At 34.8% G+C, this 21,873-nt stretch carries 24 protein-coding genes; 9 read left to right on the top strand and 15 right to left on the bottom strand.

Annotated elements, in window-relative coordinates:
- Window positions 1-38 precede the first annotated feature (38 nt).
- The 5 genes from HMPREF2867_RS08730 (at window position 39) to rpsD (ending at window position 5,005) form a co-directional block, all read left to right on the top strand.
- On the top strand, window positions 39-2,003 hold the full coding sequence (locus tag HMPREF2867_RS08730) for a DHH family phosphoesterase (protein ID WP_070577125.1): 1,965 nt from the start codon (window positions 39-41) through the stop codon (window positions 2,001-2,003).
- A gap of 1 nt (window position 2,004) precedes the next feature.
- Window positions 2,005-2,463: a 50S ribosomal protein L9 gene (gene rplI, locus HMPREF2867_RS08725; RefSeq protein WP_002885729.1), complete on the top strand. Its 459-nt coding sequence runs from the start codon at window positions 2,005-2,007 to the stop codon at window positions 2,461-2,463.
- A 43-nt stretch (window positions 2,464-2,506) separates the two neighbouring features.
- Complete coding sequence (gene dnaB / locus HMPREF2867_RS08720) at window positions 2,507-3,868, top strand: replicative DNA helicase (RefSeq protein ID WP_002892156.1); 1,362 nt, start codon at window positions 2,507-2,509, stop codon at window positions 3,866-3,868.
- Window positions 3,869-3,893: 25 nt separating this feature from the next.
- Window positions 3,894-4,196 carry a Veg family protein gene (locus tag HMPREF2867_RS08715; protein WP_070577122.1) on the top strand — a complete coding sequence of 101 codons (303 nt, stop codon included), beginning with the start codon at window positions 3,894-3,896 and terminating at the stop codon, window positions 4,194-4,196.
- Between the two features lie 197 nt (window positions 4,197-4,393).
- Complete coding sequence (gene rpsD / locus HMPREF2867_RS08710; RefSeq protein ID WP_002885833.1) at window positions 4,394-5,005, top strand: 30S ribosomal protein S4; 612 nt, start codon at window positions 4,394-4,396, stop codon at window positions 5,003-5,005.
- A 130-nt stretch (window positions 5,006-5,135) separates the two neighbouring features.
- Here the strand turns inward: rpsD and HMPREF2867_RS08705 are convergent, their stop codons facing one another.
- Complete coding sequence (locus HMPREF2867_RS08705; RefSeq protein ID WP_003095232.1) at window positions 5,136-5,324, bottom strand: hypothetical protein; 189 nt, start codon at window positions 5,322-5,324, stop codon at window positions 5,136-5,138.
- A 115-nt stretch (window positions 5,325-5,439) separates the two neighbouring features.
- Between HMPREF2867_RS08705 and HMPREF2867_RS08700 the strand changes: the two genes are divergently transcribed.
- A complete protein-coding gene (locus HMPREF2867_RS08700; protein WP_070577121.1) occupies window positions 5,440-5,802 on the top strand; it encodes a DUF1304 domain-containing protein in 363 nt (120 codons plus the stop codon).
- A 74-nt stretch (window positions 5,803-5,876) separates the two neighbouring features.
- On the opposite strand, the gene HMPREF2867_RS08695 is transcribed toward HMPREF2867_RS08700, so the two are convergent.
- Entirely contained in the window at window positions 5,877-6,416 is a 540-nt protein-coding gene (locus HMPREF2867_RS08695; RefSeq protein ID WP_070577119.1) for a TetR/AcrR family transcriptional regulator, read from the bottom strand.
- A 128-nt stretch (window positions 6,417-6,544) separates the two neighbouring features.
- Between HMPREF2867_RS08695 and HMPREF2867_RS08690 the strand changes: the two genes are divergently transcribed.
- Window positions 6,545-8,914, top strand: coding sequence for a YhgE/Pip domain-containing protein (locus HMPREF2867_RS08690; protein ID WP_070577117.1), 2,370 nt, complete (start codon window positions 6,545-6,547; stop codon window positions 8,912-8,914).
- A 37-nt stretch (window positions 8,915-8,951) separates the two neighbouring features.
- Here HMPREF2867_RS08690 and HMPREF2867_RS08685 read toward each other — a convergent pair whose 3' ends face one another.
- Genes HMPREF2867_RS08685 through HMPREF2867_RS08675 form a run of 3 tightly spaced genes read right to left on the bottom strand, consistent with a single transcriptional unit; the run spans window position 8,952 to window position 10,691 of the window.
- Entirely contained in the window at window positions 8,952-9,797 is an 846-nt protein-coding gene (locus tag HMPREF2867_RS08685; protein ID WP_080611657.1) for a DUF4097 family beta strand repeat-containing protein, read from the bottom strand.
- Window positions 9,794-10,378 carry a DUF1700 domain-containing protein gene (locus HMPREF2867_RS08680; protein ID WP_037599351.1) on the bottom strand — a complete coding sequence of 195 codons (585 nt, stop codon included), beginning with the start codon at window positions 10,376-10,378 and terminating at the stop codon, window positions 9,794-9,796. Before HMPREF2867_RS08680 ends, HMPREF2867_RS08685 begins: the two co-directional genes overlap by 4 nt.
- Window positions 10,365-10,691 carry a PadR family transcriptional regulator gene (locus HMPREF2867_RS08675; RefSeq protein ID WP_037599350.1) on the bottom strand — a complete coding sequence of 109 codons (327 nt, stop codon included), beginning with the start codon at window positions 10,689-10,691 and terminating at the stop codon, window positions 10,365-10,367. Before HMPREF2867_RS08675 ends, HMPREF2867_RS08680 begins: the two co-directional genes overlap by 14 nt.
- Before the next feature lie 162 nt (window positions 10,692-10,853).
- Here HMPREF2867_RS08675 and HMPREF2867_RS08670 point away from each other — a divergent pair, with 162 nt between their 5' ends.
- Entirely contained in the window at window positions 10,854-11,462 is a 609-nt protein-coding gene (locus HMPREF2867_RS08670) for an NUDIX hydrolase (RefSeq protein ID WP_037599348.1), read from the top strand.
- Window positions 11,463-11,695: 233 nt separating this feature from the next.
- Here the strand turns inward: HMPREF2867_RS08670 and HMPREF2867_RS08665 are convergent, their stop codons facing one another.
- The 10 genes from HMPREF2867_RS08665 to HMPREF2867_RS08620 all read right to left on the bottom strand — a co-directional run bounded on the left by HMPREF2867_RS08665 (window position 11,696) and on the right by HMPREF2867_RS08620 (window position 19,078).
- Entirely contained in the window at window positions 11,696-12,196 is a 501-nt protein-coding gene (locus HMPREF2867_RS08665) for a hypothetical protein (RefSeq protein ID WP_037599346.1), read from the bottom strand.
- Window positions 12,171-12,962: a hypothetical protein gene (locus tag HMPREF2867_RS08660; RefSeq protein ID WP_070577113.1), complete on the bottom strand. Its 792-nt coding sequence runs from the start codon at window positions 12,960-12,962 to the stop codon at window positions 12,171-12,173. Before HMPREF2867_RS08660 ends, HMPREF2867_RS08665 begins: the two co-directional genes overlap by 26 nt.
- 1 nt (window position 12,963) lies before the next feature.
- Window positions 12,964-13,896 (bottom strand): hypothetical protein, encoded by a 933-nt coding sequence (locus HMPREF2867_RS08655; protein WP_070577111.1) that lies wholly within the window; start codon window positions 13,894-13,896, stop codon window positions 12,964-12,966.
- Between the two features lie 178 nt (window positions 13,897-14,074).
- On the bottom strand, window positions 14,075-15,340 hold the full coding sequence (locus tag HMPREF2867_RS08650) for a tyrosine-type recombinase/integrase (protein WP_070577109.1): 1,266 nt from the start codon (window positions 15,338-15,340) through the stop codon (window positions 14,075-14,077).
- Window positions 15,341-15,432: 92 nt separating this feature from the next.
- Window positions 15,433-15,684, bottom strand: a complete 252-nt coding sequence (locus HMPREF2867_RS08645) for a MerR family transcriptional regulator (protein WP_070577107.1) — start codon at window positions 15,682-15,684, stop codon at window positions 15,433-15,435.
- Window positions 15,674-16,264 (bottom strand): replication protein, encoded by a 591-nt coding sequence (locus tag HMPREF2867_RS08640; RefSeq protein WP_070577105.1) that lies wholly within the window; start codon window positions 16,262-16,264, stop codon window positions 15,674-15,676. The genes HMPREF2867_RS08645 and HMPREF2867_RS08640 overlap by 11 nt, the downstream gene beginning before the upstream one ends.
- A 175-nt stretch (window positions 16,265-16,439) precedes the next feature.
- Window positions 16,440-17,054 (bottom strand): hypothetical protein, encoded by a 615-nt coding sequence (locus HMPREF2867_RS08635; RefSeq protein ID WP_070577103.1) that lies wholly within the window; start codon window positions 17,052-17,054, stop codon window positions 16,440-16,442.
- 2 nt (window positions 17,055-17,056) lie between these two features.
- Window positions 17,057-18,133, bottom strand: a complete 1,077-nt coding sequence (locus HMPREF2867_RS08630; RefSeq protein ID WP_070577101.1) for an AAA family ATPase — start codon at window positions 18,131-18,133, stop codon at window positions 17,057-17,059.
- Window positions 18,133-18,447: a hypothetical protein gene (locus HMPREF2867_RS08625; RefSeq protein ID WP_070577099.1), complete on the bottom strand. Its 315-nt coding sequence runs from the start codon at window positions 18,445-18,447 to the stop codon at window positions 18,133-18,135. The genes HMPREF2867_RS08630 and HMPREF2867_RS08625 overlap by 1 nt, the downstream gene beginning before the upstream one ends.
- A gap of 106 nt (window positions 18,448-18,553) precedes the next feature.
- Window positions 18,554-19,078: a hypothetical protein gene (locus tag HMPREF2867_RS08620; RefSeq protein WP_070577097.1), complete on the bottom strand. Its 525-nt coding sequence runs from the start codon at window positions 19,076-19,078 to the stop codon at window positions 18,554-18,556.
- 273 nt (window positions 19,079-19,351) lie between these two features.
- Between HMPREF2867_RS08620 and HMPREF2867_RS08615 the strand changes: the two genes are divergently transcribed.
- Window positions 19,352-21,043, top strand: a complete 1,692-nt coding sequence (locus HMPREF2867_RS08615) for a helix-turn-helix transcriptional regulator (protein ID WP_070577096.1) — start codon at window positions 19,352-19,354, stop codon at window positions 21,041-21,043.
- Window positions 21,044-21,873: the final 830 nt, after the last annotated feature.

Below are 21,873 nucleotides of genomic sequence, written 5' to 3'. Positions count from 1 at the left end.
CTTTTTTATGTTATAATTGTTGGATTAAGAGGTTTTATATGAAAAGATTTCACTTTGCAACGATTCATCTTATAATGATTGGGTTAATTCTTTTTGGAATTGCTACTATTTTTGTTCGCGTACTAAAATCGGAGTCTGCCCTCATTTTTGCGCTTTTTATTATTATGGTAGTAGTTGTTGCCTTATTGCATTACCAAAAGACAACATATGAGTCCTTAGAAATAGAGCAATTAGATGAACTGAATCAGGATGTTGAAGATTCTTTGAAGACCCTTCTCGGAAAGATGCCTGTTGGGGTTATTACTTTTGATGAGAACGATCATATTGAATGGTTCAACCCCTATGCGAAGCTAGTACTTTCGGATGAAAATGGAAATTTCAATAAACAGTTGATTGCGGATTTTATTTCCCAGAAACGAAAAGGTTCGCCTTCGAATGTGATAACCGTTGGTGACAATAAATATGCCGCTTTTGTGGATTTTGACAATAAGTTGACATATTTTATTGACAATGTTTATGATCAAGATGAAAATGCTGATCCAAATATGACTCGTCCTGTTATCGGTATTATTTCAGTTGATAACTACGACGATGTGACAGGAAGTTTACCCGATGCCGATGTTTCAAAAATTAACACATTCGTGGCAGGGTTTATTTCTGAGTTTGCTAAGGCTAAGCATATTCATTATCGACGTATTGAAGGCGATCGTTTTTACTTCTTCACCAATTACAGTGTCTTGACAGAATTCATGGATCAAAAGTTTTCTGTCTTGGATGACTTTCGTCAGCAGGCTCAAGAGCGTGGTTTACCACTGACTTTGAGCATGGGAATTTCGTTCGGTACGCTTAAGCATGATCAAATCGGTCAGGTTGCCTTGCAGAATCTGAACATCGCACTAGTTCGCGGTGGAGATCAAGCTGTTGTCAAGGAAAACGATGATCACAAGGAACTTCTTTATTTTGGAGGAGGATCTGTCTCAACAGTAAAACGTTCTCGTACAAGAACAAGGGCTATGATGACTGCAATCTCAGATAAGTTGAAAACAGTCGAAAAAGTGTTTGTTGTCGGACATAAGAATCTCGATATGGATGCTCTAGGGGCCACTGTCGGTATGGCTCATTTTGCTAGTCAAATTGTTCGAAAAAGCTATGCTGTTTACGATGATACGGCTATGAATGCAGATATTGAGCGTGCGGTCGAACGCTTAAAAGAAGATGGTCAATCACCTCTTATTACACTTTCAGAGGCTGAAGAGTTAGTCAACCAACATTCATTACTAATTATGGTTGACCATTCTAAAATCAATTTAACTTTGTCTAAGGATTTTTATAATCGATTTAATGAAGTTATTGTGGTAGATCATCACCGTCGAGATGACGATTTTCCTGAAAATGCTGTTTTGACCTTTATTGAAAGTGGGGCAAGCTCAGCCTGTGAATTGGTTACGGAGTTGTTGCAATTCCAAGGTGCCCCAGAACGTTTGAGTAAAATCCAAGCCTCTATCCTTATGGCAGGTATCATGCTGGATACTAAAAATTTCTCAACTCGTGTGACTAGTAGAACCTTTGATGTCGCCTCTTATCTACGTAGTTTAGGAAGTGATAGTGGAGAAATCCAAACAATCTCTGCTACTGATTTTGAAGAATATCGACGAATCAATGAGTTAATTCTAGCAGGTGAACGTATTACAGATGATATCATTGTTGCCTCAGGTGATAATCCTAAATGTTATAATAATGTTGTGATTTCTAAGGCAGCAGATACGATGCTTTCCATGGCAGGTATCGAAGCAACTTTTGTTGTCGCTAGGACAAGCGATTCTACTGTGAATATCTCTGCTCGAAGTCATAAAACGATTAATGTACAACGTATTATGGAGAAAATGGGTGGTGGTGGCCATTTCAACTTAGCTGCCTGCCAATTGCGAGACTGTAGTGTTGCTCAAGCAAAAAATAAATTGATTGAAACTATTATGGGAGAGTTGGCTCCCAAGGAGGACTAAAATGAAAGTTATTTTCTTACAAGACGTTAAAGGTAAAGGTAAAAAAGGCGAAATTAAAGAAGTACCATCAGGTTATGCTCAAAACTTCTTGATTAAAAAGAATCTTGCTAAGGAAGCGACAAACCAAGCTATCGGTGAGTTGAAAGGCAAGCAAAAATCTGAAGAAAAACATGCAGCAGAGTTGTTGGCTGAAGCGAAGCAAGTTAAAGAGCAACTTGAAAAAGAAGAAAATCGTCTTCAATTTACTGAGAAGGTCGGACCAGACGGACGTACTTTTGGTTCAATTACAGCCAAAAAGATTGCAGAAGGACTTCAAAAACAATTTGGTATAAAAGTTGATAAACGTCATATTGAACTTGAACATCCTATTCGTGCGATTGGTCTGATTGAGGTTCCTGTAAAGCTTCATAAAGAAGTGAGCGCACAAATTAAACTTAACATAAAAAATAGTGCTGAGTAATTCGTTGACACTATAAGTAAATCTTGTAAAGGAGGGAATAATTGTGGCAGAGGCTCAAGAATTACGAGTACAACCTCATGATTTAGTAGCGGAACAGTCTGTTCTAGGGGCTATTCTCATTAACCCGGAAAAGTTGATTACAGTTCGAGAATTTATCGAAGCAGACGACTTTTACAAGTATTCCCATCGTGTCATTTTTAAAGCAATGGTAACGCTGTCGGATCGAAATGATGCCATTGATGCCACGACAGTACGTACCATTTTAGATGACCAAGATGACCTCCAAAATATAGGGGGTATTTCTTATCTTGTAGATTTGGTCAATAGTGTCCCAACATCCGCAAATGCTGAGTACTATGCTAAGATTGTGGCTGAGAAAGCCATGCTTCGACGTATTATAAATAGGCTGACAGAGACTGTCAACCAAGCATATGAGGGCGCAACGGAATCTGATGAAATTATTGCGAATGCTGAGAAAGCCTTGGTTGATGTTTCAGAGCATAGTAATCGTAGTGGTTTCCGTAAAATATCTGAAGTTCTTGACGTCAATTTTAATACCTTGGAGATGCGTTCCCAGCAAACATCAGATGTTACTGGATTACCAACAGGTTTCCGTGACCTTGACAAGATTACAACAGGTTTACACCCTGATCAATTAATTATTTTAGCAGCTCGCCCCGCAGTTGGTAAAACAGCCTTTGTGTTGAACATTGCTCAGAATGTTGGCACCAAGCAAAATAAAGCTGTTGCAGTCTTTTCATTAGAGATGGGTGCAGAAAGCTTGGTTGATCGTATGTTGGCAGCTGAAGGGATGATTGATTCTCATGCTTTACGTACAGGTCAATTGACAGAGCAAGATTGGAATAATGTTATGATTGCTCAAGGAGCACTGGCTGAGGCACCTATTTACATAGATGATACCCCTGGTATAAAGATTACTGAGATTCGTGCACGGTCCCGTAAATTGTCACAAGAAGTAGAGGGTGGTCTTGGTCTCATTGTGATTGACTACTTGCAGTTGATTACAGGTACACGACCAGAAAATCGCCAACAAGAGGTTTCAGATATTTCAAGACAGTTAAAAATCCTGGCCAAGGAGCTCAAAGTTCCTGTAATTGCCTTGAGTCAGTTATCTCGTGGGGTTGAACAACGTCAGGACAAACGTCCAGTATTATCTGATATCCGTGAGTCAGGATCTATCGAGCAGGATGCCGATATTGTCGCCTTCTTGTATCGTGATGATTACTATCGAAAAGAGGGTGAAGAACCAGAAAATGCGATTGAAGATAATACCATCGAAGTTATCCTAGAAAAAAACCGTGCTGGTGCGCGTGGAACAGTCAAGTTACTATTCCAAAAAGAATACAATAAATTTTCATCGATTGCTCAGTTTGAGGAATCATAATTTTCAGATTTAAGGAGATATATATATGAGTGATGCATTTGCAGATGTTGCTAAGATGAAAAACATCAAGGAAGCTATTAAGTCACATGAAGGTCAGCTAGTAGAATTGACCCTAGAGAATGGGCGTAAACGTGAAAAGAATAAAATTGGTCGATTGACAGAAGTTTATCCATCATTGTTTATTGTTGAATATCAAGACTTCAGTTCCCAAGCAGGAGCTATTAATAATAGTTATGTTGAATCTTACACTTATTCAGATATTTTGACTGAGAAGACTCTCATTCGTTATTTGAGTCATGAGGAACAAGCTGAAATCGAAAATAAATAAGAAAAAGCCTTTACTTGGGCTTTTTTTCGTGGTAAAATGTTTAGGTATGTGAAATAATAGCAGGATAAAATGAAGCTCGTCAACAGGAAGTCGGCTAGAAAAGTAACCTTTGCTGTTTGGGCGAAGTCTTTCTGAACGAATCAGGTTTATCTAAAACGTTATTTCCTAAAAATATTTTTTATAGGAGGACATTATTAATGTCACGTTATACAGGTCCATCATGGAAACAATCACGTCGCCTTGGTTTCTCACTTACAGGCACAGGTAAAGAATTGGCACGTCGTAACTACGTACCAGGTCAACACGGTCCAAACAACCGTTCAAAACTTTCAGAATACGGTTTGCAATTGGCTGAGAAACAAAAACTTCGTTTCTCATACGGTTTGGGTGAAAAACAATTCCGTAACTTGTTCGTACAAGCTACTAAAGTTAAAGGTGGAACACTTGGTTTCAACTTTATGGTTCTTTTGGAACGTCGTCTTGACAACGTTGTTTACCGTCTTGGTCTTGCAACTACTCGTCGTCAAGCACGCCAATTCGTAAACCACGGTCATATCCTTGTTGATGGTAAACGTGTTGATATCCCTTCATACCGCGTTGAAGTTGGTCAAGTAATCTCAGTTCGTGAAAAATCAGCTAAAGTTCCTGCTATCCTTGAAGCAGTAGAAGCTACTATCGGACGTCCAGCATTTGTATCATTCGATGCTGAAAAACTTGAAGGTTCATTGACACGTCTTCCAGAACGTGATGAAATCAACCCAGAAATCAACGAAGCACTTGTCGTTGAATTCTACAACAAAATGCTTTAATTTTAAGATTATTGTATCGAAAAGCCCGTTGTTATGGGCTTTTTTGTTTTCGAATATTAAAAAGACCCCTAGTCTGATACAAGTGACTAAGGGATTCGTAACATGATGATAGATGATTTTGAGGTATAAATTATTTATTATCCAATCCGCCTTCAAAATCTGCTGAAACGTTTGAAACGTAGTTGGTGAAGTAGCTTTCAAAATCTTTTTTTAGTTGGTCGTACTCCTCTTCGGAGTAATCTTTATCCTCTATATAAGCCTGAAATCTAGGAATTCCCAAATCTTTTTGGAGACGTTGGATTACTTCTGTCTTTGTCATAAGAACCTCTCTTTCATTCTTTATTTTACCATATTTCAAATTGTATGAAGCATACATGTTGTTTTAAAAGTTTACTTTTGATATACTGTCAAAGTTATTTAAGAAGGAGGCTACTATGTCTATTATTACACTAATCTTAGCTGGGATTGTTGCTTTGGAGCATCTCTATATCATGTATTTGGAAACTTTTGCGACACATTCAGACACGACTAGTCATGTTTTCAATATGAGTAAAGAAGAACTTCAACGTGATTCTGTTACAAACTTATTTAAAAATCAAGGGATTTACAATGGTTTGATTGCTGTATTCCTCTTGTATGGGATTTTCACAAGTAGTCAGCTACTTGTAACTGTTTTTGTACTCAATGTTTTCTTTGCTGCTATTTATGGTGCTATAACTGCAAATAAGAAAATTATTTTAACGCAAGGTGGACCCGCAATCTTGACCTTACTTTCACTTATCATTTCCTTATTTTAAGGATTTTATTGTAAAAGAAAAAGCTGCTTTAACTGTTGAAATGGTTTGCAGCTTTTTATGCTTTTGAAGTTGTTTTATTGTGGAATAAATCGTAGAAGAAAATCTGTCATTTCTCGGGGGGATTCTTTTTTTCCTTTATTTATCCAGGCTTGACAAGCACCAAAAATAGCGTGCGCAAAATAAATACTGGTATAGTCTTTCTCAAATCCTTTTAGAGATCTTTCTTCAGCAGTAGGGACAATGAAGTCCTCAGCTATCATACGCTGAAGTTTATGTATCAGAAAATCTTGAATTTCTTTTGATCCATTGGTAGACAATAGAGCTGATAGGAGCTTTTCACGAGTAAGAAATTCAAAGATTTCGAGGAAGGCTCCCTCTTTCTTTCCTTCGTATTTATCGAAGATATACTCTAGTTTATGGAAAAGCTCTTTCTGATAACTATCAATCATTTCATACTTATCTTTGTAGTGGGTATAAAAACTCGAACGGCTAATCCCAGCTGTTTGAACCAGACGAATGGTAGTAATATCATTGAAATCTTGGTCTTTTAAGCATATTACTAAAGCATCTAAAAGAGCTTTTTTAGTTTGAGCTCGCCTTTGATCTTTTGACATACAAATCTCCTTTTATACACTCTTAGACTATGTGTCCAAAAACTAATTATTTAACATTGATTTTCATGTAAATGAGTTTATAATTGATTATATCATAAAAATAAACACAATGTCTAAAAAGGAGAAATATGTTAGCAGAATTAAAGGCGCTTCTTAAAAGTCCAAAGCTCTGGATAACTATTATTGGTGTCTCATTGATACCCGCTTTATATAATCTAATCTTTTTATCTTCTATGTGGGATCCTTATGGAAATGTAAAGCATATGCCAGTAGCCGTAGTGAACAAAGATAAGAGTGCTAGTTTCCAGAATAAAACTCTAAATATTGGTCATGATATGGTAGACAATATGTCTAAAAATAAAAATCTAGACTATCATTTTGTGACTGAAAATGAAGCCAAAAAAGGAATTGATGATGGTGACTACTATATGGTAATCACTTTTCCAGAAAATCTCTCAAGTAATGCAGCAAGTCTTTTGACAAATGATCCTAAGAAACTTGAAATTTCTTATCAGACAACAGCAGGGCATAGCTTCGTTTCTTCAAAAATGAGCGATTCTGCCATGTCTAAGTTAAAGGATACCGTTTCTAAAAATATTACGTCAACTTATGTTGGAGCTGTCTTTAAGAGTATGACTCAATTACAGGGTGGTATGGGAACTGCGGCGAATGGAGCTAGTCAATTATACGCAGGTGCAGGCGCACTTCAGTCTGGGAGTCAGACTTTATCAAGTGGTCTAGGAACTCTTGCTGGTTCTACACAGACATTGGCTACAGGTGTTGATACCTTGAGTTCAGGTGCATCTGCCTATACTTCAGGTGTGTCAACTTTGTCAGGTGCTTTGTCACAGTTAAACGCTAACTCTGAGGCTGTTAATTCTGCTGCAGGTCAATTTGTTTCAGGAGCAGATGCTATGAGTACCTTAGTTACTGGTGCAGATTCTTTGTCAACTGCACTCAGTCAAATGGCTACGGCAACAAGTTTATCTGAAGAACAGCAAGCACAGTTGTCAACCTTGTCAACTAATTTAACCGATTTAAATACAGCAATTCAAAATCTCAATACAGCGGTAAGTAACACATCATTACCTAGTGGAACATCAACAACATCAGTAGATACAAGTTCGATAGCGACTTATCTTTCAAATATTTCTTCTGCGGCTAGTTCTATAGCTACAGCTAGTGCCACTGACAAAGCGAACGATTTGGCTGCGGTACAAGGAACAGCTGCTTATCAAACCTTGACGGCAGATCAACAAGCAGAGATTACATCGGCAATTAGTAACGCAGGATCTACGGCTAGTAGTTACGCTTCAACTATTGCATCAGAAGTGTCAAGCATGTCAACGGCCTTATCTAGCTTGACAGGTACGACAACAACTAGTAGCGGAGATTCAAGCAGTTTAGCTTCTCTACAAACATCTATTTCAGGCATTGCAAGTTCGGCGAATGCTCTTCTTCCTGTAGCTTCATCAACGGTATCATCAATGCAAGCTAATATTGCTAATGTCAATTCGGTACTTGTCAATCAATTATCACCAGGAGCAATTCAAGTGGCTTCAGGTGTGTCAACCGCTCAAAGTACTCTAGCAACAGGTGCAAGCGCACTTTCAACTGGTTTGTCAACTTATACTGGTGCTGTGTCAACAATTGCTAATGGCGCTCAAACTCTAGATGCTAACAGTAGTAGTTTAATGACTGGTTTTTCTACTCTTCAAAGTGGTACAAGTGCTCTCAATGCAGGTGCTCAACAATTAGCAACTGGAGGAAACACCTTAACAAATGGTTTGACAAGTCTGTCAACTAACCTTTCTACATTATCTGATTCATTAAACAAAGCTAATCAGCAACTCTCTCTTGTTTCTGTAAACTCAGACAATGCAAAAATGGTGAGTGCTCCGCTCAAAGAGAAGAAAACTGATAAGGATAAGGTTGACACTAATGGTGTGGGAATGGCTCCATATATGATTTCTGTTTCTCTTATGGTTGTCGCTCTTTCAACTAATGTTATCTTTGCTAAGAGCTTGACAGGAAGAAAATTTACGGGCCGTTTTGATTGGGCTAAGAATAAGTTACTTATCAATGGTATTATTACAACTATGGCTGCTATTGCGCTTTATATTGCCATTCGATTTGTGGGAGTTGAACCAAATCATCCATTAGCTACATTTGGTATGATTCTCCTTGCAGCATGTACTTTAATGGCGCTGGTTACAGCCCTTGTGGGTTGGGATGATAGATATGGTGCATTTGCTTCCATGATTATACTCCTTTTGCAGTTAGGTTCTAGTGCAGGAACTTATCCAATTGAACTTAGTCCTAAGTTTTTTAAGGTCGTCCAACCATTCTTACCAATGTCCTACTCGGTATCAGGTCTTCGTCAAACTATTTCAATGACAGGACAGATCTCAGATCAAGTACGTATGTTATTCATTTTCTTACTTATTTTTGTAGTTGTAGGTATTATTATTTATAGACCAAAGTCTGAAAATGAATAAACTAAAGGCCAGCTCTAATGTGAGCTGGCTTTTTATGTTATTCAACAGTTATATCACCGAGGTCTGAGGTAATGGTTAGTGAGTTATCCTTTGAGATTTTAAGGTTATTTGTGATGTCTACCTCTCCTGAATGACTATCGGCTTGAACATTGAGCGTGTAATCTTTAAGAGCTAGTTCAATATCACCAGATGTAACATCAAGTTTATTGTGACCATTGAAAATTAGGTTATCTCCAGAGTAATCTCCCATTGCAATAGATAAATCTGAGTTAGTAAAAAGTGTATGATTACTATCAACACTACCAACATCAAGGTTAGCTTTTAGGTTGCTGACAATCATTTTAGTGAAAGTTAGGTCCCCTACATTTAGATTGATATCTGCTTGTTTGATGGTGCTATTACTTAAATCTAGATTTCCAGTTGCTAAATCAACCTTTAAAAAATCAATCGTTTGTTTTTTAGGGAGTGTAATGATAATGGTTTTCTTTCTGACTTCCTCGTTGAGAGTAGAAAGCATCACTAAATCTTTTAATCCGAAAAAGTTAATATGTTTGTTAGAAGTTGAATCTAATTCAGAGTTGCTATCATTGATAGTCAATTGACCATCCTTTACAGATGTGTCAATTGGATTTTTTGTTTTTTGGTAGTAAGAAAGCGTTGCTTTGTCAACATCACCATTTTTTATAAGCACATTGTAGCTACTACTTTTAATATCAATTTTATTGAAGTCCTCAACTTCTTTCTTGACATAATCTTGCTCACTTATAGTTTGATTTTGTAAATCTGTTAAGCCACCTTGGCTATAACCCCAAGCTACGAATCCTCCTCCTAAAAATAGAGAGATAAGGGACACTCCGAGGATGATCTTTTTCCAAGTTTTCATGATTTTCTTCCTTTCTTGATGAGCCATTTAATCAATAGGGTAATTAGCTTTACAATAAGTTTACAGATTTCAAACGAAATCAAAAGTAGTAAGAGTGCTCCTCCAAACATCAATAGACCTAGACCTCCTCCAAACAGTGTTGAAGCTAGTGAAACACTTAAGAGAGAGAAGCTTGTAAAGAAAGTGTAAACACCACTAATGAGTAAAGCAAAAGTAAGAGCTAAGGCAGTCACTATAACTGCGAAAATAATCATAAGAAGTGTCACTATCATAGCTAAGAAGAATAGTAGAATTGGTAAGGCGACTGGACTGGCTAAAACAGCTAGAATCGCAATCCAAAGGATAGTTGTTTTATTGCGTAAGCTGCTCTTGTCCTCAACAATCTTTTCTTCTAGAAGACGACTAATGACTTCATGTGCGGCTTCCTTAGGTGTACCCAGTTCTGCAATAACCCGAGCTTCATTCTCAGGTCCAGCCTCTTCAAAATATTCCATGAAATATTCTATAGCTTCTTCGTAGTCCTGTTGTGGTAATTTTCGTAGATATTTTGTTAATTTGGCTATATATTCAGTCTTTGTCATGTCTTAATCTCCCTTCTAGAATACCGTCCAGAGTTTCTTTATAGGTTAACCATTCTTCATTAAGAAATTGAAGTTGCTCTTTTCCCTCTTGGGTAATACTGTAATATTTACGTTTACGCCCTTGATACGCTTGGCTATAGGTGGTCATATAGCCTGCTTTTTCAAGCTTTTTTAGAATAGGATAAAGTGTTGACTCCTTAATATTAGCCGCAAGCTTTATTGTTTGACTAATCTCATAGCCATAAGAGTCTTCTCTATCGATAATAGCTAATATTAAGAACTCTATCAGTATTGATGATGTTGGAAAATACATAGTGTGCTCCTTTGCTTCTAGGATATGTATAAAAAATATATATAATTATTTTACATATAGAGTGTATCTCTTTTAGAAATATATGTCAACATTTTATATATAAAAATTTTATATAATATGGATATCTTCTTTTTTATGATAATATGAAGTCAAGGAGTTCTTATGACTATTAAAGATAAACTAGCTCGTTACGAGCCGAAGCCACTAGGGGAGAAAAGACGCTATGCGGTGCTTTTACCCCTGATATATGATGTAAAAACTGATAAGTATCAAATTCTTTACCAAGTACGAAGTGAGCATATTTCTCAACCAGGTGAGGTCTCTTTTCCTGGTGGGCGTGTCGAAAATGGTGAGACTTTTCAGGAAGCTGCTATACGAGAAACTTGTGAAGAATTAAACCTAGTTCCTGATCAAATTGACATTTGGGGAGAGCTTGATTATCTGATTCATCAGGGGAGAACCATCCATTGCTTTGTTGGAAAGATAAATATAGAAAATTGGGAGCATATTCATCCAAATGAAGAGGTGAAACGGTTGTTTACAGTTTGTGTTGACACGTTGTTGACAGAAGATCCGGTTTATTACAAAGTCACTTCTACTTTGAGTGATGCGAAAGGTTTCCCATTTTTCTTGGTAAAAAATAGAGAAAAATATAATTTTGGGTACAGTGAACGTCATATTCCTTTTTACAGGAACTTGACAGAGAATATATGGGGGATGACAGCTATGTTTACACATAGATTTACAGATATTTTAAAAGGCTTAGAGTAAAAATAAAAGATCAACGGTAATATGTTGATCTTTTTACTATTATTTAAATTGTTAATTTGGTACCAAAGGAGTGAAATTTATTTCTGGGACATGAGTCTAGAGTATTCCTAAAATGATTTTCAAAATTAATATCGAAGCTTTTAGCTAGGTGGTCAAATTCAGAGTGGACAATGACTTTTTGTTTCGTTTGTGTCATTCCTATGCTAAAAAGAAGGGGAGGTGGATACAGGCTGTTATGCTTTGGTGTTATTCTGCCTAAGATTGATGATTCTATTGATCTTTCTTAGGGAGTTACCTATGTTGAAGAGAAGGTAAAGCATATAACTATAAATAGTAAAGCTCCAAAAATCTGGGACAATACTGAGACTATAGACAAATAGGACTGTTGCACTAACAAAAATTAGACAGCTACATATTATTGAAAGTAGAGGATATCCTTTTGAAAATAATAGGCTTTCTATGATTAAGGCAAAAGCAGGTAGTAACAGAGTTAGAATGATAATAATAAAGATGAAGCGTTGTGTATCATCTAGCATCAAGTTACCCAATGATTTACCTAGGTAAAAACGAGAATCACTCCCCCCCGGATAAATCAATTCTCTTGTCAAGGGACTAACTAGGATTAGGGTGTCAAATAGTGAGAAAGCCGCCCATCTCCAAATAGGGAAAGCCCATTCTTCCTCAGATAATTCTCTCTGAGTTTTTTCTTCAGTTAATTCTAATTTGATTGCCATCAATATGTACCTCTTTTGGAAAGTCGTTATTTTGATTTAAGATATACCATCCATCTGGTAGTTCAGAGTTTTTAAGTACCTGTTCTAATTGCGAATGTAAGTCAATTTCTTTAGTCGTGGAACCAGAAGGAAAACTCAATTGAACAGTAAGTTTTTTGCTTCGTAGAGCATCTTTAAGTGAAAAATCATAATAGCCACCTAGTGCTTTAGAATGTCCCCTTTCATAAGTATAGAGCGTCGTGTATGGTACAGGTTCTATTTGAACAATAATATTTTTTAAATCTTTCTCGGTGCTTAGAGCTTCAGAGATATCATTGATGAATTTCTGATTTCTAGGGTTGATTTTAATAGACTTTTTAACAAAATCGTCCCAATATTCCCTTTCATCAGGTAAAATCTTATATTCACTATTTTGGCGATTAAAATCTGAGTCGCTTTCTGTTGGGCTGGCAATGTAAGGATAGAGTAAATCTTGAATATGGAGAGGCAGTTGAGTCTTTACATGTGCTGTTTTGTTATTAATAGTCTCTTGATAATCAATATGGAAAATCAGGTAATGTTTAACCTCATCTTCTTCATTCATACGATAAGTAATTTTATCTGCCCATCCGATACCAGTTATTTGTATCTTTCCTTGAAATCCACGAGTTTTATAAAAACCTTTAATATTTTCTTGAGCATTGTAATAGAAAAAGATAGCAATCATGGTCAACAATAAAATCAAGGGCATAGTAATTTTAAAGTATTTGAAGCTATTTTTAACCATCTTAGTTCTGACTCTCCTTAACTAGTAGGTTGTAATCTTTTTGACTTTTAACTTCCTCGAGGCGCCCAGTAGTTGTGTTAGTGCTTGTAAAATACCAATAGATATCCTCCTTATCTGGTGTTAACTCTTTTTGCAGTTTAATAGCATCATCCAGATTAAGTGAGTCAGTTGTTACGATGATTAAGCTAAATCTTTTTTTGAGCGATTGGTCACTGTATTTGTTGTCATCTTGATTTTTGTAATCAGCAAAATTTCTTTCTTTGGTCCAGATAAGGGGCATGGAGTTGATAGTGAGGGGATCATCTTTATAACCTATAGAAAAATTATCCTTTGAAAGGAGATAGCGGTAAGGTTTAGCAAATCCGTGGTATCGACTGACTCTTTCTGGTTTGGTTTTAGTTGCCTCATGGGTGCGTAAATTGACATAGAATACTCTTTCGTTATCATAGGATGAAAATTTCACAAACTCATCCTTACCATCTGAGTACATGGTATTATCCATGGAACCGGGATTATCATATCCTAGTTTCTTAGCAAGGTCTAGTACATTAATAGTGTGTCCTTTTCCAGTGTCTTTACCAAGCTGATAAAAGTGAATAATATCATAATTTTTAGAGTCCTTCCTGTGTTTTGATATTTTATACCTTGATTCTTGGAAGGCTAGATAGGTTCGACCGACGGCTAATTGACCTCTCTCCAGTGCTTTTTCATTTTCAAACTTAACACCTAAAACGTTAAAGTTTCCAATTTTGACGTTTTGAAAGGATGTTACAGTAACTTTTTTGTTAGTATAGTCGTAAAGTCTATCGTCTAAGGAATAAGCGGCTTGAATTCTATAACCATGGCGAACGAATGTACCTGTAAGTAGAATAGTGATAAAAATAAGGAGATAAACATGCCACATACGCCATCTAAATGTTTCTATTTTTGTCATAGGAGATCCTCTTTGAGTAATAGAAAAACCATGAAAATCTTATTTTCATGGTTTTTAATTCAATTATTTTACCTCAGTAAAAGGTTTGGTATTGTTATTTTAGCATGCTATAAACGCTGTAATATCAACGTTTTGTTATTCTTCAACAGAAAATGTAGTCAAAAATGTAGTCATCTTATTAAGATGTAAGTTTGGAAATTTCCCTAAGATAGATTTCAACAGCTTCTGATTTCATTTTAGGGGCAAGCTCAGCATATGTATCCATAGTTGTCTTAATTGATTTCTGGCCCATCCTTGCTTGTAGCTCTTTCCAGTTAGCACCTGCATTCAGCATTAAAGAAGCGTGTGTATGGCGGAAAAGATGAAATCCATAATTTGGTAAACCTAGACTAGTAAGACGCTTTTTCAGTGTGGTACGCTCATTTCTATCGCACATATAATTTCCGTAGATTGTTGGGAATATCAAATCTGTTTTAGGCAAGCTGTGTTTATCAAAATAAAGATTCATCTCATTGTGAAATGCTTGTAAATCTTTCAAAGTCTGTTTAGGAACAGCAACTCGACGATTTCCTGAGTCTGTTTTAGCACTATGTTTACAAATAACCTCACCTTTAATTCCTAACTTCTTGCTTCCTCTCTTCCACATCAGAGTTTTATTGACGATTATTTCATTGGTATCAAAGTCAAGATCTTGAATAGTGAGAGCGAGGAGTTCACTTATCCGAAGAGCAGAAGCTAGGAGAGTATCACATATTACTTTGAATCGTCTGTTAGCCCTAGTATCAGCTAAGTTATCCAGAAAATGTAACCAAGTAGTTAAATCTTCTTCATGAAGCACCATAATTCGTTCTTTGGGAGGTTTTGGTTTAGGTGGGATTTTAATAGTTCTCGCTGGATTAACCGAGAGTTCAAAATTAGTGATACCAAAATCAAAGATATCTCTCAATTTATAGACAACCGCTCCAAAATCCTTGGCATGACCTTTTTTAGATTTTTTTACGCCAGATTCAACAGATTTTTTTGATTGTTGTGCAAGCTTATTAATCCATAACTGAATATCAGCTGATTTGATTGCTTCAGGTTTATATTCTCCAAATTTTGGAATAATGTAGGTGTCAAGATAGCCTCTGACACGATTGATGGTGTTTTGAGAGGATACCCATGTTGTAAAGCTTGTAAACCATGCTTCTGCTAGATCTTCAAAATTATTGATTACAAAAGTCTCTTTTAAGGTAGAACCTTTGGCTTCAAAATCAAGTCTAGCCTGAATTATTTTTCGGTCAAGACTTCTTAAAGTTTTCGCGGTAATAGAAGCAGTAACTTTTTTTCCAGATTTTATATCAATTCCTATATATACCCCACGTTGAGTAAAACTGATTGAACCGTTATTTTTTGTTGTTTTAGTTACTTTTTTATTATTATGAATGATAATTTCTTTTTGCATATTAGCCTTCTTTTATTCGGATATACAAAAGGCTAAAATAACAACCTCACAAATATTTTATGTGATAGTTTTATTTTAGCACAATGTTGAGATTAAGGAGTTAAATATTTTATTACGTCATCCATTTTATAGTAGACTGTACGTGTTCCTTCAATCGGTGGTTCTAATCTTTTTAGCCCCGTATTTTCCCATGATTTAAGTGTATTTGGAGATACATGAAGGATTGCTAACAATTCTTTTTGAGTAACAAGACCGTGGTTATTTTGCTGATCTTTGATTATAGAGAGCAAGCAGTTTAGCAGTTGTTCAATCTTAATTAGTTTTGATACTTCATTATTTTCCATATTGTTCCTCCAATTTTCCAATTCCAGAGTAGCGACGTGAGTCAAGATACTTAGCAAAAAAGTAAGTTTTATTGATAATTAATCCTAGGAGAGTTGGATTTTCATCACGCGCATATTTCACAAGGTTGTTAAATTCAGTAAAATTGTATTCTTCAATGATATCAATAATAGTTGAGAATAATTCATCGTTGTTATTGCTAATGAGAAATTTATCCAATTCAAAACCACATCCAGATTCTACATCTTCGATGTTATACAGTGTTTTTTCAGGGTTTTCGGCATGAATAAAATAATCATACAATCCTTTAGGGGACATAACGATTTCCACGTGAGCAGGTGTATTAAGATTTTCTGTTAATAATTCCGATACTTGTGAGTAGCTTTTAAGTGAGTCGAAGAATAGTGCACCGTGTTTATGAGACTTCTTGAACTCACCTGTTTCTTTATTAATATCCTTATCATGCCAGGGGCTTAGTACAAAAGGAATATGCAAGTTTTCAAGGATATCTATATAATTTTTAGGTGCACTTTCTTGATAGAGGAGAAAAGCCCATTTATTAGACCGTTTTTCTTTCGCCATAGTCAATTACCTCATTTCTTTATATCTTATCTTTTAGGAGAATTGATTTTGGTAGTTTATGATTATTGATTATTGATGTAATGGGGGTCGTAGTAGCCCCATTACATGATAAGATTCTTTATTAAAAAGGCGATGCTATTGGCTTCCACTACGTGAGCCCAGCACCGCCTTTTTATTATCTTTTAGTTCCTTTGAACCAAAGACTATTTCTCTCTCTTACCGGTGTAGAAAAATAATAGTTTGGATTATAACTAGAAATTTCTTCCTTGATATGCTCTTCCATATCTTTTAAGAGTTTTTGTGATTGTTGGGTTCTTGGAATCTTCATGAAAACTGTTATTTCGTCACTATGAATGTCTATGCTACATTTAGAAACAGATTGATTAAATTCTCTTAAGATGGGATTTAATCGTGTAACAGTCTGGTTTTCATTGAATGTAATAGTCTCTGAGAGTTCATCTTGTTTTAGAAACTGACGAATACGTATGGTTTGATAAACTGACTTGAAATAATTCCATGGGGAATCTTTGACGATTCTATGACTTAGTTCGATGATAAGTAGGGTCAACGTAATGGTTAAGATTGAAATTGAGATTACAAAGATGATTTGTTTAACCATTTCTATCTTTTCATTAATGAGAATAAATTTATCACTGTAATGTGGTAGTTCGTATAACTCAATAACTTGATGAAGCATCCTTAAAAATAAGTAAAAGATGATACCTATTAGACCAATAAGAGAGAGGTTTGAGATAATGTTATAGGACTTTTGAAAGAATGTTTTTTTCATAACTATAGAATTCCTTTTTTAGTGTAATATGTTGGACAGAGTAGTGGCAGAACTTGATATGGATGTTCGTTATCAATGATTTGAATTAGTCCGGTTCCATTTCCTATCGGTATGACAATCCCTTCCGGATCAAGGTCAGGAAACAAAAATTGAGTGGTTTTTTTGTTAATATTACCAATTTGAATTAGAACATTTAGCTGTTCTCGCACAGAAATTGGGATTGAATTATGATCGAATCGCTGGCTAACTAAAAATAAGTGAATTTTTGTGGCTCGTCCAAGCAAAGCAATTTGAGATAGAAGAGAGAAGAAGGACTCCTTGATAGTTTTATTGACTCCCTCAGATAATGCCAACACTTCATCAATGACGATGGTTAAATGTTCAAATTGATGTTTGGGATTATCAAATAATATTTCTTGTCTTTGTTGAATAATATTAAGACTAGCACTTAGATTTTCATTAATTTCAGAAACAAAATCTGATTTAGACCTATTCTTTTGAGGGTGAATAATAGCTATATTATTCTCTCTTGCCCAGCGTGAAGGTGTGTCAAATTTTGGATCAATAATAATTAGTTCGGAAATTTGTTTTAGATGACTGAGAAAATAAGTAAGAGCATATGATTTTCCTGAGCCACTGTTTCCAGCAATAGCTATTGAAGTAACCTTATTGTAATCGAGTGTCAAATTTTTCATGATTGGGATAATATCACCATTATGTTTTTTGGCAAAATCATCTAAATCAGAGATGATAAGACGCTCAGATATTCCGACTTTCCAAGGAAAAAATAAGCCACGTTGAACATGAATATCTTCAGTATCCAAAGCCATAAAATAAGCGGAGTTTTGCTTTAATAGCGTGTATCGTGGGTACAGTGATGCATTAGCAATTAGGAAGATTTTTTGGTAGAGTTCATCGTCGATAATATAGCCAGCAGGCAAGCGAGGAAGAAATAGAAAACCTTCGTCCATAATTTTGCAGTCAAAACTGTTAGTGTAGCTTGTCTCACCTTGCATTAGAGTACCGAGCCCCATGTTAAGACTCTGGAGAAGGTATTGTTCTAGTTCTCGTTTTGTCATTACTTAACCTCCGTGATTCCGTCTGCTTTAAAATAAACATTGAAGCCAACTTCGCAAGCCATAAGATTGTCAAGGGTAACGATATTCAAGTAGGAAGGAAGTGTTACCTCAGATTCAAATTTCACGGTGAAAGGGGGGAGTCCTTTCTGGGTGAACCAAGCCTTATAAGCGATTATCTCGCCAGTTGGTTGGTTATCTTCAAATCTAACCTGTGGTTCTAGTTCAGTACTTAGGCAGTAAATGGCCTGTTTGTTATCAATGTATTCATTTGCAGTGTTGGCTGAGTAGCCAGTTTTTCTGTTACGTGTTTTCATTTGTGTTACCTCTATATAGTTATTTTTGTCTTAGCTAAGAACAAATATAGTCTATAATAATTGAATTAGATAAACTGTCATAATTTTTGATAGTTTATAATGGATGTTATGATATAAGACACGCTAATTCTGAAAGCCAATCAGTTAATTTTTCGGCGATTTGGTAGGAAGTTTCTTCTTCAGGAAATTCCGGAATAAATTGAGACAATGATTGTAATAATGGCTTTCGATAGATGTTTATGAATTTAGATATAGTTGAGTGGTTTATTTGTCCATTGAGTTTATTTACTAGAGTTTTCTTTAGTATAGTTTGCTCAAAACAAGAATCTGTTATAACCGTCATAATAATGGCTTCGATTAGTTGTAATTCAAAGTCTTGGCTTGGGAAAAACAATTCTTTTGGTGTTTTGTAATTAAGAGAGACTTGGAAGGCAAGCGAGGCATTGAAACTAAGATTTCTTTTTCCCTTGATAATTTGACCAACAGTTGTTTCTGAAAGAAGTTCGATATCATCAGCTGAGTAGTCATATGCAATTTGATTCTGTAAGATTTTTAAATCTGTCATTTTTTGTTTAATAGCTTTCCCTAATAATTTAGTGTAGAGTTTTTTAATTACGTTTGAGTAAGTCATTTTTCTTTCCTTTGCGTCCAGGGACGGAAAGAAACTAGTAGAGCTTGACCGATAAAGGTATGAAAAAGCACACCAAATAAAACGGTGAAACTTTTTACATAGATTGAGACAATTAAATGAGTCTATGTTTGAGTTTCAATCCGTCCATTTGATGCGCATCAGGTAGGACATATATATTATTGATATTTCATATCAATAGAAATGTTAACAAATTAGACTATAGTCTAATTAAGTGTTTTTTTATTTTTGTGATTTTAGTGATATTATATTTATATGAATGAACAATTTAGTTTAAAATTTAAACAATTCCTATTAATCTTGAAGAAAAGATATAAAATAACAAGTAAGCAAATTGCTAGTGAAATGGGTATATCGGTAAATACTATCACAAATTGGAAAAAAGGGAGATCAAAAATTCATGTAAAGCCATTATGCAATTTTTTATGTTATTTACAAGATTTTAATTATTTCCAGGAGAATATAGTTAGGAAAGATGCAGAATTGAGAGAAATAGTGTTTGTTTTACAAAACCATATCGAATCTGTTCTTTCTAAGAGAGGGACTTTTTCCCATATAGATTCTGAACTTATTGGAGAAAGAAAATATAAGTTTTGTATAAATTTTTCAATATTTATTGATTATTTAAACGAAAAGGCTCAAAACTATATATTGGATTATGATAATATTCAAGGTAGTAAAAGATGGTTAGTCGATTATCAACATAGAGAGATCTTTGATAATCTAATTGTTTTGGGGTTGATCAGTCGAAATCAAAATAGAAGATATTCTGTACAGAAAAATTTGGCAAATATATTGGGAGTAAGTGAAGCTCAAATTTCAAGATGGAAAAAAGGGTTGGATTATCCTACAAATGAAAATCATAATAAAATTGCTAATTTATTTGGGAAGGTTGAGGATCCGTTATATTTGTATTCGCCAGGAAGCATTAATTTTGATAGTTATTTCTTAAAATCACCACGTTTAGTTATGGAAATTAATGAGTTTAAAGAGAAGTATTTTACTACCCTAAAAAAATTTTTGAAAGTGTTAGGATTTAATAAAAAATTAAACCAAATAATTAGAGATGATGGTTATCTTATTTTATATAAGAACGAAGAGTTAGATCTAAGTTTGAGATTGTTGTTTAGAGACTGTATTCTTCTTCTAAAAAAGGTATATAACTGCTTTAATAAGGGAAATGATTTTATTCCGTGGCTATTCAATGAAATAAAAAGAGAAGAGATCAAAGCAATCGAAAAATTCTTCACGAGGTTCGAACAAAATAATGTAGGTAAGCTCTATGATTATGCTGAAATGATTGACTATGGATATCAAGATTTATTTGATTTTACTTACAATGAGGGAAATGCGAAGTATCTTGGTGATATATTAGAAAGCACTTCGTTACTTGCAATTGCGTCAACATTTATTAATCAATACGATATGGATGAAATATCGTTTAAGCTATGGCTAAGAGATATTGAGAAGACTATGAGACCTAAAGAAGTTGTTAGGAATCAGACAAGAAATTATTTTTCAAATTTGATATCTTTGAATGAAGACAATTCAGAAAAATATGTAAAAAGGTTCTATCAACAGTTTTGGAGCTTGTCTACGTTTCAAACAATGCAGCCTTCAAAAGATTGTTTTTCTACAGATAGTATATATTTAAAATTGGGAGAAGAAGGACTCTTTAAAAGTCTAGAAATTGATTATAAGTTATTAAAGTCTGTTTTAGAGGAAGCATTAAATGAACACCACTTAAAAGAGGAAAGCTTTACCATAGTAAGTATGAGTAGATATTTACAAAATGGATTAAGTGTGTTTGAAGAAGTGCTATTCAATCTATCAGTGTATTCTTTTGAGAGGAACTCTAGAGAGAAGGACTTTGATATAATATCAACGCTAGAAGGACTACACGAAGTTGTGAGTGTATTTGAGGAGGAATATAACTGGCTATTATAGGGTTATCAAGATAGATAAGAAGAAGTGATTAAATATTGTTAATGGTTACGAAGTTCATTGGAGAGTTCTGTTAATTAATGGTAACTATTAGGTAATACGAAAAACAGGGCAAAACAAAAAAGACTTAACAAGTCTTTTTTGTTTGCTTACTAAGCTTACTTTAACAACTCTTGATTAAGTACACCAGTAGTAAAATGACGATTACATAATACATATGTTGTCCACCTTTCGTTAAATTAAGGAAGACTGTAATCAGTAAAATTCAATTTTGGAAAATCTACTTCATATCATCAAATTAAATTTTTAGCAAATCAATCTATTGCATTCTATGATATAAAAGTGTAGAATACTAATTGGGAATTGGGTGATTGAATTTATGGAGACTACAATCATTCGAGCATAAGGGATTGTGGAGACAGTCCTTTTTTTTTGCGCTCAAAACTTTCCTTGACAGTGTTTATTCTATTATTTTTATAGAAAAAAATCAAGCAAAATACCCTAATTAAATACAATATCTTGTGTTTGTTTTTTGTACAAAACACTAGATATAGTGGTTTAGGAAGAAATCTCTCTCTATATATCAAAAAAACACTATATATAGGTATTAATAACAAAAAATAAACATTTACCCTCTATATATAGTGTGGGTAAGGATGGTTATAGAAAAGTACTATGAAATACAGACAAGTTTTAGCTAAGGTATTTGAAATTTTTAAATTGTAGAATATTATGTTTAGCGCATAATCAATGAATAGCTGTATAATAACTTTTAAAAATCAAAAAACACCCAAGTCAGCTGAACTGCACCCCAAAAGTTAGACAGAAAAAAT

Origin of the sequence: Streptococcus sp. HMSC064H09, assembly GCF_001812625.1 — a bacterium.
Classification (GTDB): Bacteria; Bacillota; Bacilli; order Lactobacillales; family Streptococcaceae; genus Streptococcus.
Note: the sequence above shows the minus strand (reverse complement) of the source record. Positions and strands in the feature narration are given on the sequence as shown.